This is a genomic window from Pseudomonas sp. PICF141, from assembly GCF_002286815.1.
In the GTDB taxonomy this organism is placed as follows: domain Bacteria; phylum Pseudomonadota; class Gammaproteobacteria; order Pseudomonadales; family Pseudomonadaceae; genus Aquipseudomonas.
Genome location: NZ_MUNM01000054.1, coordinates 102773 through 115612, shown reverse-complemented (window position 1 = coordinate 115612; position 12840 = coordinate 102773). Strand labels below are relative to the sequence as shown.

Genomic DNA, 12840 nt, shown 5'->3' with positions numbered 1-12840 from the left:
TTCACTTCAGCGTCCTGGCGCCCAATTTTACGGGCGCCTGTAGGATTTTCTCGAACCACTTCCAGTTTTCGTAGGCGTCGCCGCGTCCACGAAGGTGGGTGTAACGTCGCATTGAGTTCCAATCGCGATGCCCCGATACACTCGCTACCCGAGGAATGTCCCAGTCCATTTCGAACAGCCGGCTAACGCCGTCGTGGCGAAGGTCATGAAAGTGCAGATCTTCGATAGCAAGTATCTGACAAGCCCTGGTCCATGACGTGGATACCGACTCTGCACTGTACGGAAATATCTCAGGCAGCACCTTCGGCATGGTTTGGAGAATCGCCCAGGCTTCCGGCGGTAAATGGCACCAGACATCGTTACCGATCTTCTGGCCGGGGTTTTTCATGTCACGCACCAATACCCGCTGGCCCACTTCATCCAGATCCGTCCACAGGATCCGCGTAATTTCCTCCTGACGGCGTGTTGAGAACAACGCAAACCCGGCCATTTTGAGCATGTTGATCGACGTTGGGCGACGGGCTTGGATACCCTGAAAGTGCGTGAGTAGCTTGTCGAGTTCATCCAACGTCGGGCGTCGGTCGCGCTCACGACTTTTCATGTTGTACCCCAGCTTTTTCAACACCCGCCGGGCATCCGTCATTGCGTGCGGATCGACTTCGTAGCCCCAAGCAGGCCGAGCGATCGACAGCACCGCGCCCAAATGCGCCAGATCATTACCAGCCGTCTGAGGCTGTACATTCCCGCCCTCCTTGCCCATCCGCCACAGCGCATACTCCACCAACTGCTGACTGTTGATGTCCTGGTCATTCAATTTGCCCAGGTATGATTCGCTGATCGCTTTGAGCGTGGCGAGCTTGGTCTTACCCAAAGGCCGGACCTTCTCCATCTCAATCAAATAACGGTCGATCATCTCCTTGACCGTCGTGCCTTTGCGATTTGCCCGCTCGATCGCGCCTGGCTCGTCCAGCTCCGCTTCGCGTTTTCGAGCCCATGCCAGGGCAGCCTGTTTCCGGGCGAAGGTCTGGCACTCTTGGTAAACTATTGCCCCTTTGTTTTTAAGGCGGATTTGGACCGTATAACTGACCGATCCGTCGGCCTTCTTTCTTGCTCTAATGGTTGCCATCGTTCCAGTGGTACAAATGAGAAAGTGAGTGGTACATTTTACCACCGGCCTTTAAAAAACGCCTGAAAACGCCCAAAAACGGCCCAGAATGCGCAGAGAAAAATGTTAGCTAAAACAGTCACTAACCCACAGAACACAAGCTCTGCGCTGTCTCGGCGGTTTAGCGTTGCACCCATGATGGATTGGACAGACCGTCACTGCCGTTTCTTCCTACGCCTGCTCTCCAAGCACGCTCTCCTCTACACCGAAATGGTCACCACCGGCGCGCTCCTCAATGGCGATCACGAGCGCTTCCTGCGTCACAACGAAGCCGAACACCCGCTAGCTTTACAGCTCGGCGGCAGTGTCCCGCTGGACCTGGCCGCCTGCGCACGCATGGCGCAGGAGCACGGTTACGACGAGGTAAACCTGAACGTCGGCTGCCCGAGTGATCGGGTGCAGAACAATATGATCGGTGCATGCCTGATGGGGCATCCGCGGTTGGTGGCTGATTGTGTGAAGGCCATGCGGGATGCGGTGTCGATTCCGGTGACGGTGAAGCACCGGATCGGGATCAATGGACGGGACAGTTATGAGGAGCTGTGCGATTTCGTCGGCACGGTTCGGGATGCCGGGTGCACGAGTTTCACGGTGCATGCGCGAATTGCGATTCTGGAGGGGTTGTCGCCGAAGGAGAACCGCGATATTCCGCCTCTGCGCTATGACGTGGCGGCGCGGTTGAAGACGGATTTTCCAGAGCTGGAGATTATTCTCAACGGGGGGATCAAGACGCTGGAGGCGTGTCACGAGCATTTGCAGACGTTCGACGGCGTGATGCTGGGCCGTGAGGCGTATCACAATCCCTATGTGATGGCTGAGGTGGATCAGCAGTTGTTTGGCAGCACGACGCCGGTGATCAGCCGGGCTGAGGCGCTGGCTCAATTACGGCCTTATATCGCCGAGCACTTGCTGGCCGGCGGTGCGATGCATCACATCACTCGGCATGTGCTGGGACTGGGCACCGGTTTTCCGGGGGCGCGCAAGTTTCGTCAGTTGTTGTCGGTGGATATTCACAAGGCTAAAGAGCCTTTGGCGTTGCTGGATCAGGCGGCGGAGTTGTTGGAGGGGCGCTAACCGTCACTTGTGTTGAACCCGAGCCCCATTTGAGCATCGTATCTACCGATACCACGCCCCGCCTTTCAAACATCCGTTTTCAGGTTGTTGCCGCTGGGGCCTGCGATACACATACGCACCCTTGAGTGGCTGTCAGCGCTCGGGTAATGTCATAAGACCCAAAGGATAGAGCACGCCCATGACTTCCAAGCTGGAACAACTCAAACAAATGACCACCGTGGTTGCCGACACTGGCGACTTCGAAGCAATCGCTCGCGTTAAACCCGTGGACGCTACCACCAACCCTTCCCTGCTGCTCAAAGCGGCATCCATTGCCGGTTATGCCGAGTTGCTGAACGCGTGCGTTCACGACTGCAAGGGTGATGTGGGCCTGGCCAGCGACCGTTTTGGCGTTGCGGTAGGGCAAGAAATTCTCAAGGTTATACCGGGCCGTATTTCCACCGAAGTGGATGCGCGCCTGTCGTTCGACACCGATGCGATATTGAAGCGTGCACATCGCCTGATCGACCTGTATGAAAAGGCCGGCATTGGCCGTGACCGTGTACTGATCAAGATCGCTTCGACCTGGGAAGGTATCCGCGCCGCCGAGAAGCTGGAAAAGGAAGGCATTCAGTGCAACCTGACGCTGCTGTTCTCCTTCGCTCAGGCTGCCGCTTGTGCCGATGCCGGAGTGTTTCTGATTTCGCCGTTCGTGGGCCGTATCTACGATTGGTACAAGAAAGCCACCGGCAACGACTACACCGGCGCGGATGATCCGGGCGTGCAGTCGGTGACCCGCATCTATAACTACTACAAGGCCAATGACTACAAGACTGTAGTGATGGGCGCGAGCTTCCGTAATCTGAATCAGATCGAACATCTTGCCGGTTGTGATCGCCTGACCATTAGCCCGGACCTGCTGGAGAAGCTGGCGGCGGATACTGGCAAGCTCGAGCGCAAACTGGCGCCGGGGCATGCTGGCGAGGCGCGCCTGAGCCTCAATGAAGCGCAGTTCCGTTGGCTATCCAACGAGGATGCAATGGCGACCGAAAAGCTGGCGGAGGGGATTCGTCAGTTTGCTCGGGACCAAGAGAAGCTTGAGGCGTTGTTGCAGGCCAAGCTGTGATCTAGTTCGAAGCTGTGCAAAAAGGGCGAACCTTAGCGGGTTCGCCCTTTTTTGTGTGTTGATGCTGGAGATTGAATAGGCTTCGCGCTGGGGGATGTGCTGACCGTTATGGCGCCTTCGCGGACAAGCCTCGCGCCTACAGGGGATTCGTGGTGGGTCGAGATGGCGTGTTTGCGCGGGGCTAGTGCGGGTCAGCCCGACCCACACCGTTTCAGTGGATCAGTGCCGCTCCAGCGCATTCACCAGGTCATGAAACGCCTCACGGTTGGAGTCGTTCAGGCCCATGAGGATTTTATGCGCCTCAAGGACTTTGACCCGCACCACTTCTTCGGACTGGTCCTGATCCGGCAGGTCGGTCAGGCATTCAGGGCATGGGACCGGGCGATCAACGATGTTGAACACTTGCTCAAAACCCATGGACTGCAGCAGGCGGGTGATGTCTTCGTGGGTGGTGACGACGGTCGGCAGCAGGCCGACCTTTTGCCGCGACAGGATCGACAATTTGGCCAGCAGGCCCAGGGTGGTGCTATCGATGCTGCGGGTTTCGGTCAGATCGATCACGATGGCGTTGAAATTCAACGCGGTGAAGATCCGCTCGATAGTCGCATCCAACGCCGAACACAGGGTCAGGCGAACTTCACCGATGAACTTCAGGACGAAGGTGCCGTCCTGCTCGGCGAACTGGATTCTACCGGTACTCATTAAAGATTCCTGCTCAACACCAACAGGGCGATATCATCCGGCATCTCCCCTAGCGTGGCCAATCCAAAAACCTGGCGCAGACCATCCAGGCTGCCGCCAGCTGCCTTCACCCGTTGAGGTAAAGCAGCTTCTTTATCTTTGAGTGTGGGTTCTGGCAAAAGGTCCAGAATGCCATCAGACATCAGCGTCAGGCTGAATACTGGCGGCAATTCCAGAACGTGGTCTTCGTAGGTGGCTTCATTGAAAAGCCCCACCGGCAAGCCGCGCCCTTCCAGGTAACGAACACTGTCTGGCGTGTATAACACAGGCAACGGCAGATGACCGCCGATGCTATAGGTCAACAAACCGGTCTCCTCGTCGATGACTCCACCGACCATTGTGACGTGTTTACCCAGCTTACAACTGATCAGGCCCCGGTTGATATGACCAAGAACCTCTGAAGGCTTGAACTCTGGCAACGTGCCGTTGCGCTTGGATTCGAATAACAAGCGCGTGGTCATGAACTTCAGCAGCACGGTAACGAAGGCTGAAGAGGCGCCATGGCCGGAAACATCCGCGAGGTAAAACGCTACCCGACGCTCATCGACCCGAAAGTAGTCGACGAAATCGCCCGACAGGTACAGCGACGGAATGATCTGATGCGCAAACTGGAACTCGTGGATGCTCCAGGGGCTGACCGGCAGCATGTTCATCTGCACCTGGCGACCGGCGTTCTGGTCTTCCTGGAGCAGATTCAGGCTGGCTTCGAGCTCGCGGTTGGCCTTTTCCAGCTTCTCGCGATAGCGCTGGTTTTCCAGCAGCAGACGCGCACGATCCAGGGCCCGGCGCACGGAGTGCTCGAGCACCGCCAGATCTTCAAGAGGCTTGATCAGATAGTCCGCCGCGCCCAGGCGCAGGGCCTCGACCGCATCGTTCATCACGCCCGCGCCCGACACCACAATCACTGGGGTTTGCGGCGACAGCTCGGTGACCTGGCGAATGAGTTCGAGTCCGCCCATCTGCGGCATGCGCAGATCGCAGATGACCAAGTCGGGCTTGTCTTGCTCGAATACCTGAAGACCCTGCTGACCGTTACTGGCCTGCAGGACACTGAAACCACTGTCTTCCAAGTAGGCCGCGAGGCTCGCGCGCACTACTTCGTCATCATCGATTATCAGCAGCGTGGCACTGGTTTTTGGCATGTGGGCAAACGGCGCCAGAATTAGGTTGGCGTAGCAGGCTGGGCATTGGCCCTCGCACACACTACTGGATTCGCTTTCTAGCCTCTCTGCCGCACCGTTTTCGAGCATTGGCCCTAATTACGGGTACACCAAAGGTGCCCTTCTAAGGCGCAGACGGTACTCCCATCCGCGAGGCGTTTCAAGCTCACACCGATGGTCGCTTGACGTCTTTACCTGTCAAATCACCGGGAGTTATAAGAACAGGCAAAACCGTAACCCAAAGGAAGTATCGAGCCATGAGCCAAACCGGCCGGGACTACAGGGAAAAGCGCGATTTCATCCGCATGGAGTGGATGCCGATGTGTTGCTAATCATGAGGGCGACGAGGCGCCAGCCAACGAAAGAAGGCGGCCAAATGGCCGCCTTCTTCGTTTTACCGGTCGAGATTAAAAATCGTCTTCGACCTGGCCATCCTTGACCTTGAATTCGCGATTTTGCAGGTACGCATTGCGAATAAAGGTGTATTTGTCGCCGCTGATCATTTTTTCGGCCGACAGCAGATTGGCGCGGGTGTCGACGATGTTCAGGCCGAAGATCGAATTACGCACCGGTACATCGTGGATATAACGGTATGGACCGGTATAGCCGTCGACATACTTGGAAGGCGCATCACGCAAGGTGCTTGGCCCCATGAGCGGCAACATCAGGTACGGACCGCTGCCTACGCCCCAATAACCGAGGGTCTGGCCGAAGTCTTCATCATTGCGATGCAGGCCCATTTGGGTGCCCACGTCGAAGAAACCCAGCAGGCCGAAAGTGGTGTTGAAGATCAAACGCGCGGTATCGACGCCGGCCGCAGCGGGCTTGGCCTGCAACACGTCGTTGGCGAGGTTGGTCACGTCGCCGACGTTGCGAAACATGTTGTGGATGCCCTCTTCCAGAAACTGCGGCGTAACGAATTGGTAGCCCTGAGCCAATGGCTTGAGTGCGTAAGTGTCGACAAAATCGTTGAACTTGTAGATCGGGCGGTTAATGCTTTCCCAAGGGTCTTCTTCCGTGGCCGCCTGGGCCGCGAATGGAACCAGCAATACACTGGCACACATAAAAAGCTGAGCGAGATGATTGCTCCAGCGCATAGAGAAACTCCTTGGATTCGTACTGGCGCGGGGGCTTGGCCCAGGCGCAAAGGCCGCTAGTATATGACGGAAAACCCGGTTTAGGCAGCATCGTGCGCGATGGCCCTACGGATGACTCTGTTGACTGGAAGCGATTCACATCGGTGTCACTCAATTGTCACCGTCCATGAATAGCCTTGTTGCTATTTCAAGGATGTTGATATGCCACGCGCCGAAACCACGCCTCTCATCGCCCCCAGCCTGACCGCGGTACTGTTCGGCCTCAGCGGATGCCTGGTGGATTTCGGCGCACGCACTCGCCAGGCCGGCACGCTGACTGCCGAGCATGCCGAAGTCACGCTTGGCGCTCTGGACAGCCTGTCCAGCTTGCAGCGCCAACGGATTCCTTGCGCCTGGCTCGATGAATTACCCCCCGCCCTCAGTCACTCGCTGGCCGCGGCACTCCCGGAATGGATCAAACCTTCGCAACACCTGGCAACAATCAATCCATGGCCGGCCCCGAACGCCTGCTGGCAAGCGTTGATGGCATTGAATGTCGAGCGTCTGGACGGTTGCGTGCTGGTCAGCGGCGAACCACGACTTCTGCAATCGGGCCTGAATGCCGGGCTGTGGACCATTGGCCTGGCGTCCTGCGGCTCGCTGTGCGGGCTGGCCCTTAGCGAATGGCAGGCCTTGAGCCAAAAGGAACGGGAACACCTGCGCGCCAGGGCAACAATGCAGTTGTTCGGCCTGGGCGTGCATTCAGTGATCGATCATCTGGGCGAACTCGACACTTGCCTGGCGGATATCAGCCTGCGCCGGCTCAAGGGCGAGAAGCCCTGATCGAGATCATGCAGTTTGCCCGGGAGTGGATTAATCTAAAGGTCAGCCATAGACCTTTGGCGTGCTGCTGCGGTCTATGCCAGTGCCTATCGATAAAAGGAAGAACGCCATGCCTGCCCGCGAACTGCAAGAACAGCTCAACAAACTGCGCGAGCAATTGGAACAGAATCCACCGCTGACCGAAGCCGAGCGCGACGACCTGCACGCGCTGATGCAACAGATCGAACTTGAGCTTGAACTCGAAACCCAAACCCCGGACACCAACCTCGTCGACAATGTGAACCTGGCCGTCGAGCGCTTCGAAGTCGAACATCCCGCATTTGCCGGGACCTTGCGCAACATCATGCAAGCCTTGGTCAGCATGGGGATCTGAACCCATCAGATACAAAAAAAGCCCCGCTATTGATAGCGGGGCTTTTTCATATCCGGGATTTGCCAATACCCCTGTGGGAGCGAGCCTGCTCGCGACGGCTGAGTGTCAGCCAACATCAATGTTGAATGTGCTGGACTCATCGCGAGCAGGCTCGCTCCCACCTTGGTTCTTTACTGACGAACCAGTCGATGGTTCGGCAGTTGCACGTCTTCCGTACTGCGATACGGATTGATATCCAGTCCGCCACGACGCACATACCGTGCATACACCGTCAACTTCTCTGGCTTGAGTAGCCGCTGCAGATCGAGAAAGATTCGCTCCACGCACTGCTCATGGAAGTCCGAGTGCTGACGGAAGCTCACGATGTACTCCAGCAGACTCGCATGGTCCAGCGCCGCGCCGCGATACTCCACCGCTACGCTGCCCCAATCCGGCTGGCTGGTGACCGGGCAGTTGGATTTGAGCAAATGGCTGTGTACGGACTCTTCAATAATGAGCGACTCATTGCACCGCAGCAGTTCCGCACGCGGATGCTCGTAGTTGCTGACGCTGATATCCAGGTCATCGATGCACACACCTGGCAACGCCACGACGCCTTCTGCCTCAACCTCTTTCAAGCTGCGAACCCGCACGCCAACCGGTTTGCCGGCAGCGGCCGAAAGGTCTTTTGCCAGCGTGGCTTCAAGGCTTGCGGTATCGGCAAACATTGTTTGGTTCAGCGAATTGAGATACAGCTTGAACGACTTCGATTCAATGATGTTCGGCGAATCCGCCGCAATGCTGAACTCGCCGATCGCCACCACGGGTTTGCCGGACGGCAACAGCCACGACAATTCGAAGCAGTTCCAGAAGTCCACGCCTTTGTACGGCAGGGTTTCAGCCGTCAGGCCCAGCTCGGCCCATTTCGCGGTGCGCGGGATCGGGAACAACAAGGACGGCGTGTAGGTGGCGATGTATTCGCTGGACTTGCCCAGCGGCGAATGTTCGGCTGCGGGATGCATGGCGGAAACCTGACTGAAGAATCAGCGGATTCTACCAGCCTTTGCTCCCGCCTTTGAGTGCTTACTGACTGACTGTCAGTTTGCCGACCATACCGGCCTGATAATGACCGGGGATATTGCAGGCAAATTCCAGGTTGGTGGCCTTGGTGAAGGTCCAGGTCAGCTCGGCGGTTTTGCCCGGCTCCACCAGCACACTGTTCGGATCATCGTGTTTCATCCCATGCCCTTTGGAGGAATGGTCCATTGTGGCCATGGAGCCGTGGTCCATGGCCTTCATGCCTGTAGGCATCAGCATGCCGCTTTGCTGCATCTGGAGCATTTCCTGCTGATGCCGGGCATGCATCGCCGCGTCGCCGAGGTTGAATTCGTGCAGTAACTGGCCTTTATTCACCAGTACAAAACGCACGGTTTCTCCGGCCTTGATATCAATCGCCCTGGAAGTGAAGGACATGTCGCCCATCACCACTTCAACGCTACGGGTAGCCTTCGTCGCTGCCGCCGGTTGACCGAAGTCGTAGGAATGCGCCGGTGAAGCCTCCAGCCCCAAGCTCAGAGTCAGCAAGCAAGCGCTCAGTACCAGACGATTTTGCAAAAACATAGTCGCACTCCAACAAGATGAGGTTCAGCTTGTGGGAAACTTAACCCGCGGGCTCTGCCAGCCACCTGACAGGCAGATTACAACTTTGTCAGATTGGCCTTTATCGCCGCCGCCCACGGTATAACGCACCCGTTCCAACTGCCCGAGTCGCCCATGAAACTGCTGATTGTCGAAGACCAACCGAAAACTGGCCATTACCTGCGCCAGGGCCTGACCGAGGCCGGTTTCACCACCGAACTGGTGGCCGATGGCAGCACTGGCCAACAACTGGCATTGAGCGGCGATTACGCCTTGTTGATCCTCGATGTGATGCTGCCCGGTCGCGATGGTTGGCAGATTCTGCAAGCCGTGCGCGGCGCGGGCCTCGACACGCCGGTGCTGTTTCTTACAGCGCGAGACGCCGTGGAGGACAGGGTTCACGGCCTGGAGCTGGGTGCCGACGACTATCTGGTCAAGCCGTTCGCCTTCTCCGAACTGCTGGCGCGGGTTCGCAGTCTGCTGCGCCGCGGCAGCACCGTGCCTCAGGAAACCAGCCTGCAACTGGCCGACTTGCGCCTGGACCTGATTCGTCGCCGGGTCGAACGCAACGGTCAGCGCATCGATCTGACCGCCAAGGAATTCGCCCTGCTGGAAATGCTCCTGCGACGTCAAGGTGAAGTTCTGCCCAAGTCGCTGATCGCTTCCCAGGTGTGGGACATGAATTTCGACAGCGACACCAATGTGATCGAAGTGGCGATCCGCCGTTTGCGCCTGAAGATCGACGATGATTTTCCGAACAAGTTGATCCACACCGTGCGCGGCATGGGCTACGTCCTTGAAGAGCGCCCCGCCTGATGCGCCGACTCTCACTAAGCAATCGTCTGGCGCTGCTATTCGCAGCTTGCACTGCCGTGGTGTCGTTGTTCGCCGGGGTGCTGTTCAGCCGCGCCAGCGAGGCGCATTTTGTCGAGCTGGACCAGCAGTTGCTCGACGGCAAACTGATTGGCTTGCGTCGGGCACTGGATGACATTCCTTCCAGCGAAAGCGAGATCAGACTGGCCGATGAATTGAGCCGCCAAGCCGATCTTTCCCTGCGCATCATGGGCAGCGACGGACAACGTGTGTACGACAGCTCGCCCCGTTTACCCCAGGACTTGCCGCGCCAGTTGGGCCTGTCGACGATGAGCGACGATGGCACTGACTACCGCGTCCTGAATGCCCTCCTGTTCCCCGACAAACCCGATTCACCGCAACTGACCTTGTTGCTGGACATCACCCATCACCAACATTTTCTGCAGCGCATGCAGCATCTGATTTGGCTGACGGTCGGTTTGTCGGCCCTGGCCACTGCTCTGCTCGGTGCTTGGGCTGCACGCAGGGGTTTGCGCCCGCTGCGGCGCATGAGTGCGGTCGCCAGCGGCGTGTCGGCGCAATCGCTCAACGCTCGCCTGCCAGAAGCAGACATGCCGCCGGAGCTCGAGGAACTGGCTTACAGCTTCAACGCCATGCTCGGACGCCTCGACGACTCTTTTCAGCGGCTCTCGGCGTTTTCCGCCGACATCGCCCATGAACTGCGCACACCGCTGTCGAACCTGCTGACCCACACCCAAGTCACTCTCACCCGCCCTCGCCCCATCGAGGATTACCGCGAAGCGCTGCACAGCAACCTCGAAGAACTGCAATGGATGGCGCAACTGGTCAATGACATGTTGTATCTGGCCAAGGCTGACCACGGCTTGCTGATGCCCAAGCGCGAAGCGCTGGAACTGGCGGAAGAAGCCGATGTGCTGCTGGAGTTTTTTGCGCCGCTGGCCGAGGACGCTCAGGTGAAATTGAGTCGTGAGGGCAGCGCGCGCATGCAGGGCGACCGCAGCATGTTGCGCCGGGCGCTGTCCAACCTGCTGGACAATGCACTGCGGTTTACCCCGGGCGGCGGCGAGGTTCGGGTGAGGATTATCGAGCAGCCGACAGGCCTGAGCCTGACGGTTGAAAACAGTGGTGAAGTGATTTCTGAAGACTTGTTGCCGCGTTTGTTTGACCGCTTCTACCGCGCAGACCCGGCGCGCCGTGAAGGCAGCAGTGAGCATGCGGGGTTGGGATTAGCCATTACCCAGTCAATCATCCGCGCCCACGGCGGGCAGATTCGTTGCGAATCGGATAAGGGATGGACGCGCTTTGTGATTGAGTTGCCGAAGGGGGATTAAGGCCTGCAGAGCCCGCGAAGAATGATGACACGCAGTACCTGAAATACCGCGGTGCATTCTTCGCGGGCAAGCCACGCTCCCACAGGATTTTCGTCGCTCAAATCCTTAGCGAATGAACCCCATCGACCGGGTTTCATTCATCGCCTGTCGTCGGACAATGGCGTTTCTTCATCCGGGGCTGGAATATCGTCATCCAGAGCCGGGTCCAGGGCCGGGTCCCTCCAGTCTTCAGGACGATCGACGTCCGTATCGGCCGGGTCTCGCGATGGGTCCATGCCCGGTGGTGCGTCTTGATCCATCGACGGATCGTCCATATCGGGATTGGGTCTGACAGGGTCGTTATCGGAAGTTCCCCCTTGAAGGATTTGATCGTAAGCCATGACGCACCTCCATTGATCAAGCCCAGCGAATCCGGGCCGTACAGGTTGGAAACGAGCCTGTAAAAGGGGTGCTATCGAGGAGACCAACGGCGACTACCGATCAGCCGAAAAGCGGTCACGGCTGTTAGTCAGGTGCAACCACATTGCCGCCCGCGCCGCATCCGGATCCTGGCGTCTGATGGCGTTGAGAATCGCCTCGTGCTCGAGGTTGGCGAGTTGCCCCAGCTTGCTCAGATCCGCCGATCCGCGCTCGGCGGCATTGACGCGGGTCCGGGGAATCATGGCGCTGCCCAGGTGCTGCATGATCTCGGTGAAACACGCATTGCCGGTGGCTTCGGCGATCAGTAGATGAAAGCGTTTGTCTGCCTCGACGCAACTGTCGTTGTTGGCCAACAGGCTTTGATAGTCATCCAGCGCTTCACGCATCTGTGCCAACTGCTGGTCTGTGCGACGAACCGCCGCCAACGCCGCCGCCTGGGTTTCCAGGCCCATGCGCAATTCCAGAATACTGCGCACGCCCAGCGCCGTATCGACATTCAGACGCAGCCCCTGATCCGGTGCCCGCGCCAGAACAAAAGTGCCGATGCCGTGGCGGGTTTCCACCAGCCCCGAAGCCTGCAACTTCGAGATCGCTTCGCGCACCACTGTGCGACTGACGCCATGCTCCTGAACAATCGAGTTCTCCGACGGCAGCTTGTCCCCCGGCACCATCTGGCCGAGCAGGATGCTCTGGGTCAGTTTGCTCACCAGATCGTGGGCCAGGTTATGGGCACGCTTGCGGGCAGGTGCGTCGATGTCTTCTTGCATGGTAATCATCCGGAAAGCGGGTATCCGGATCGTATCATCGCGGGCGCTTTTCGATGACGGGAATCTTGATAAAAAGTCGCTCAACTTGTATGACAACACTCAATATTCATTGCACAACAGACGCTTAACACCATCGCACCGACGCGCTTCGTCGCGAAAAATGGGACTTATCGATTGGATAGATTCGACTAAAACCCAGAAAATACGCCACACAAACCTATAAAACGAATAAAAACCCGCCCACCTAGCATTTTTTGTTGAGTGACAGTACTTGTAGGACAAAAAAGCCTAGTTGTATGATGTCTATCAACAACGCACCACCCAGCCACACCCC

At 57.8% G+C, this 12840-nt stretch carries 14 protein-coding genes; 6 read left to right on the top strand and 8 right to left on the bottom strand.

Features of this window, described 5'->3' with window-relative positions; all coding sequences use genetic code 11:
• Position 1: 1 nt before the first annotated feature.
• Positions 2 to 1126 (bottom strand): tyrosine-type recombinase/integrase, encoded by a 1125-nt coding sequence (locus BZL43_RS15000; protein ID WP_095633031.1) that lies wholly within the window; start codon positions 1124 to 1126, stop codon positions 2 to 4.
• Positions 1127 to 1228: 102 nt separating this feature from the next.
• Between BZL43_RS15000 and dusA the strand changes: the two genes are divergently transcribed.
• Together dusA and tal are read left to right on the top strand one after the other, a co-directional pair.
• The gene (gene dusA, locus BZL43_RS14995) at positions 1229 to 2239 is read left to right on the top strand and encodes a tRNA dihydrouridine(20/20a) synthase DusA (protein ID WP_095633030.1); all 1011 of its coding nucleotides are present in this window, start codon (positions 1229 to 1231) and stop codon (positions 2237 to 2239) included.
• 178 nt (positions 2240 to 2417) lie between these two features.
• Positions 2418 to 3344, top strand: a complete 927-nt coding sequence (tal, locus tag BZL43_RS14990; RefSeq protein WP_095633029.1) for a transaldolase — start codon at positions 2418 to 2420, stop codon at positions 3342 to 3344.
• A 219-nt stretch (positions 3345 to 3563) separates the two neighbouring features.
• Here tal and rssC read toward each other — a convergent pair whose 3' ends face one another.
• The 3 genes from rssC to BZL43_RS14975 form a co-directional block, all read right to left on the bottom strand.
• Positions 3564 to 4046: an anti-sigma factor antagonist RssC gene (gene rssC, locus BZL43_RS14985; RefSeq protein WP_095633028.1), complete on the bottom strand. Its 483-nt coding sequence runs from the start codon at positions 4044 to 4046 to the stop codon at positions 3564 to 3566.
• Positions 4046 to 5227, bottom strand: coding sequence for a two-component system response regulator RssB (rssB, locus tag BZL43_RS14980; RefSeq protein WP_095633094.1), 1182 nt, complete (start codon positions 5225 to 5227; stop codon positions 4046 to 4048). The genes rssC and rssB overlap by 1 nt, the downstream gene beginning before the upstream one ends.
• 425 nt (positions 5228 to 5652) lie before the next feature.
• Positions 5653 to 6342, bottom strand: a complete 690-nt coding sequence (locus tag BZL43_RS14975; RefSeq protein WP_095633027.1) for a VacJ family lipoprotein — start codon at positions 6340 to 6342, stop codon at positions 5653 to 5655.
• Positions 6343 to 6543: 201 nt separating this feature from the next.
• Here BZL43_RS14975 and BZL43_RS14970 point away from each other — a divergent pair, with 201 nt between their 5' ends.
• Both BZL43_RS14970 and BZL43_RS14965 read left to right on the top strand, forming a co-directional pair.
• The gene (locus BZL43_RS14970; RefSeq protein ID WP_095633026.1) at positions 6544 to 7164 is read left to right on the top strand and encodes a phosphatase; all 621 of its coding nucleotides are present in this window, start codon (positions 6544 to 6546) and stop codon (positions 7162 to 7164) included.
• A gap of 109 nt (positions 7165 to 7273) precedes the next feature.
• Positions 7274 to 7537, top strand: a complete 264-nt coding sequence (locus tag BZL43_RS14965; RefSeq protein WP_095633025.1) for a DUF4404 family protein — start codon at positions 7274 to 7276, stop codon at positions 7535 to 7537.
• Positions 7538 to 7707: 170 nt separating this feature from the next.
• On the opposite strand, the gene queF is transcribed toward BZL43_RS14965, so the two are convergent.
• Together queF and BZL43_RS14955 are read right to left on the bottom strand one after the other, a co-directional pair.
• Positions 7708 to 8538 (bottom strand): NADPH-dependent 7-cyano-7-deazaguanine reductase QueF, encoded by an 831-nt coding sequence (gene queF / locus BZL43_RS14960; RefSeq protein WP_095633024.1) that lies wholly within the window; start codon positions 8536 to 8538, stop codon positions 7708 to 7710.
• A 61-nt stretch (positions 8539 to 8599) separates the two neighbouring features.
• Complete coding sequence (locus BZL43_RS14955; protein WP_095633023.1) at positions 8600 to 9136, bottom strand: plastocyanin/azurin family copper-binding protein; 537 nt, start codon at positions 9134 to 9136, stop codon at positions 8600 to 8602.
• Between the two features lie 153 nt (positions 9137 to 9289).
• Between BZL43_RS14955 and BZL43_RS14950 the strand changes: the two genes are divergently transcribed.
• Together BZL43_RS14950 and BZL43_RS14945 are read left to right on the top strand one after the other, a co-directional pair.
• Positions 9290 to 9970 (top strand): heavy metal response regulator transcription factor, encoded by a 681-nt coding sequence (locus tag BZL43_RS14950; RefSeq protein ID WP_095633022.1) that lies wholly within the window; start codon positions 9290 to 9292, stop codon positions 9968 to 9970.
• Positions 9970 to 11319, top strand: coding sequence for a heavy metal sensor histidine kinase (locus BZL43_RS14945; RefSeq protein ID WP_095633021.1), 1350 nt, complete (start codon positions 9970 to 9972; stop codon positions 11317 to 11319). The genes BZL43_RS14950 and BZL43_RS14945 overlap by 1 nt, the downstream gene beginning before the upstream one ends.
• A gap of 137 nt (positions 11320 to 11456) precedes the next feature.
• On the opposite strand, the gene BZL43_RS14940 is transcribed toward BZL43_RS14945, so the two are convergent.
• Entirely contained in the window at positions 11457 to 11699 is a 243-nt protein-coding gene (locus BZL43_RS14940; RefSeq protein WP_095633020.1) for a hypothetical protein, read from the bottom strand.
• A 93-nt stretch (positions 11700 to 11792) separates the two neighbouring features.
• Entirely contained in the window at positions 11793 to 12506 is a 714-nt protein-coding gene (locus BZL43_RS14935) for a FadR/GntR family transcriptional regulator (protein ID WP_095633019.1), read from the bottom strand.
• Between the last annotated feature and the right edge of the window lie 334 nt (positions 12507 to 12840).

Bases quoted from the DNA above. Each gene is read 5' to 3' on its own strand.
- BZL43_RS15000 (WP_095633031.1), bottom strand. From the start codon at position 1,126: ATGGCAACCATTAGAGCAAGAAAGAAGGCCGACGGATCGGTCAGTTAT.
- dusA (WP_095633030.1), top strand. From the start codon at position 1,229: ATGTTAGCTAAAACAGTCACTAACCCACAGAACACAAGCTCTGCGCTG.
- tal (WP_095633029.1), top strand. From the start codon at position 2,418: ATGACTTCCAAGCTGGAACAACTCAAACAAATGACCACCGTGGTTGCC.
- rssC (WP_095633028.1), bottom strand. From the start codon at position 4,046: ATGAGTACCGGTAGAATCCAGTTCGCCGAGCAGGACGGCACCTTCGTC.
- rssB (WP_095633094.1), bottom strand. From the start codon at position 5,227: ATGCCAAAAACCAGTGCCACGCTGCTGATAATCGATGATGACGAAGTA.
- BZL43_RS14975 (WP_095633027.1), bottom strand. From the start codon at position 6,342: ATGCGCTGGAGCAATCATCTCGCTCAGCTTTTTATGTGTGCCAGTGTA.
- BZL43_RS14970 (WP_095633026.1), top strand. From the start codon at position 6,544: ATGCCACGCGCCGAAACCACGCCTCTCATCGCCCCCAGCCTGACCGCG.
- BZL43_RS14965 (WP_095633025.1), top strand. From the start codon at position 7,274: ATGCCTGCCCGCGAACTGCAAGAACAGCTCAACAAACTGCGCGAGCAA.
- queF (WP_095633024.1), bottom strand. From the start codon at position 8,538: ATGCATCCCGCAGCCGAACATTCGCCGCTGGGCAAGTCCAGCGAATAC.
- BZL43_RS14955 (WP_095633023.1), bottom strand. From the start codon at position 9,136: ATGTTTTTGCAAAATCGTCTGGTACTGAGCGCTTGCTTGCTGACTCTG.
- BZL43_RS14950 (WP_095633022.1), top strand. From the start codon at position 9,290: ATGAAACTGCTGATTGTCGAAGACCAACCGAAAACTGGCCATTACCTG.
- BZL43_RS14945 (WP_095633021.1), top strand. From the start codon at position 9,970: ATGCGCCGACTCTCACTAAGCAATCGTCTGGCGCTGCTATTCGCAGCT.
- BZL43_RS14940 (WP_095633020.1), bottom strand. From the start codon at position 11,699: ATGGCTTACGATCAAATCCTTCAAGGGGGAACTTCCGATAACGACCCT.
- BZL43_RS14935 (WP_095633019.1), bottom strand. From the start codon at position 12,506: ATGCAAGAAGACATCGACGCACCTGCCCGCAAGCGTGCCCATAACCTG.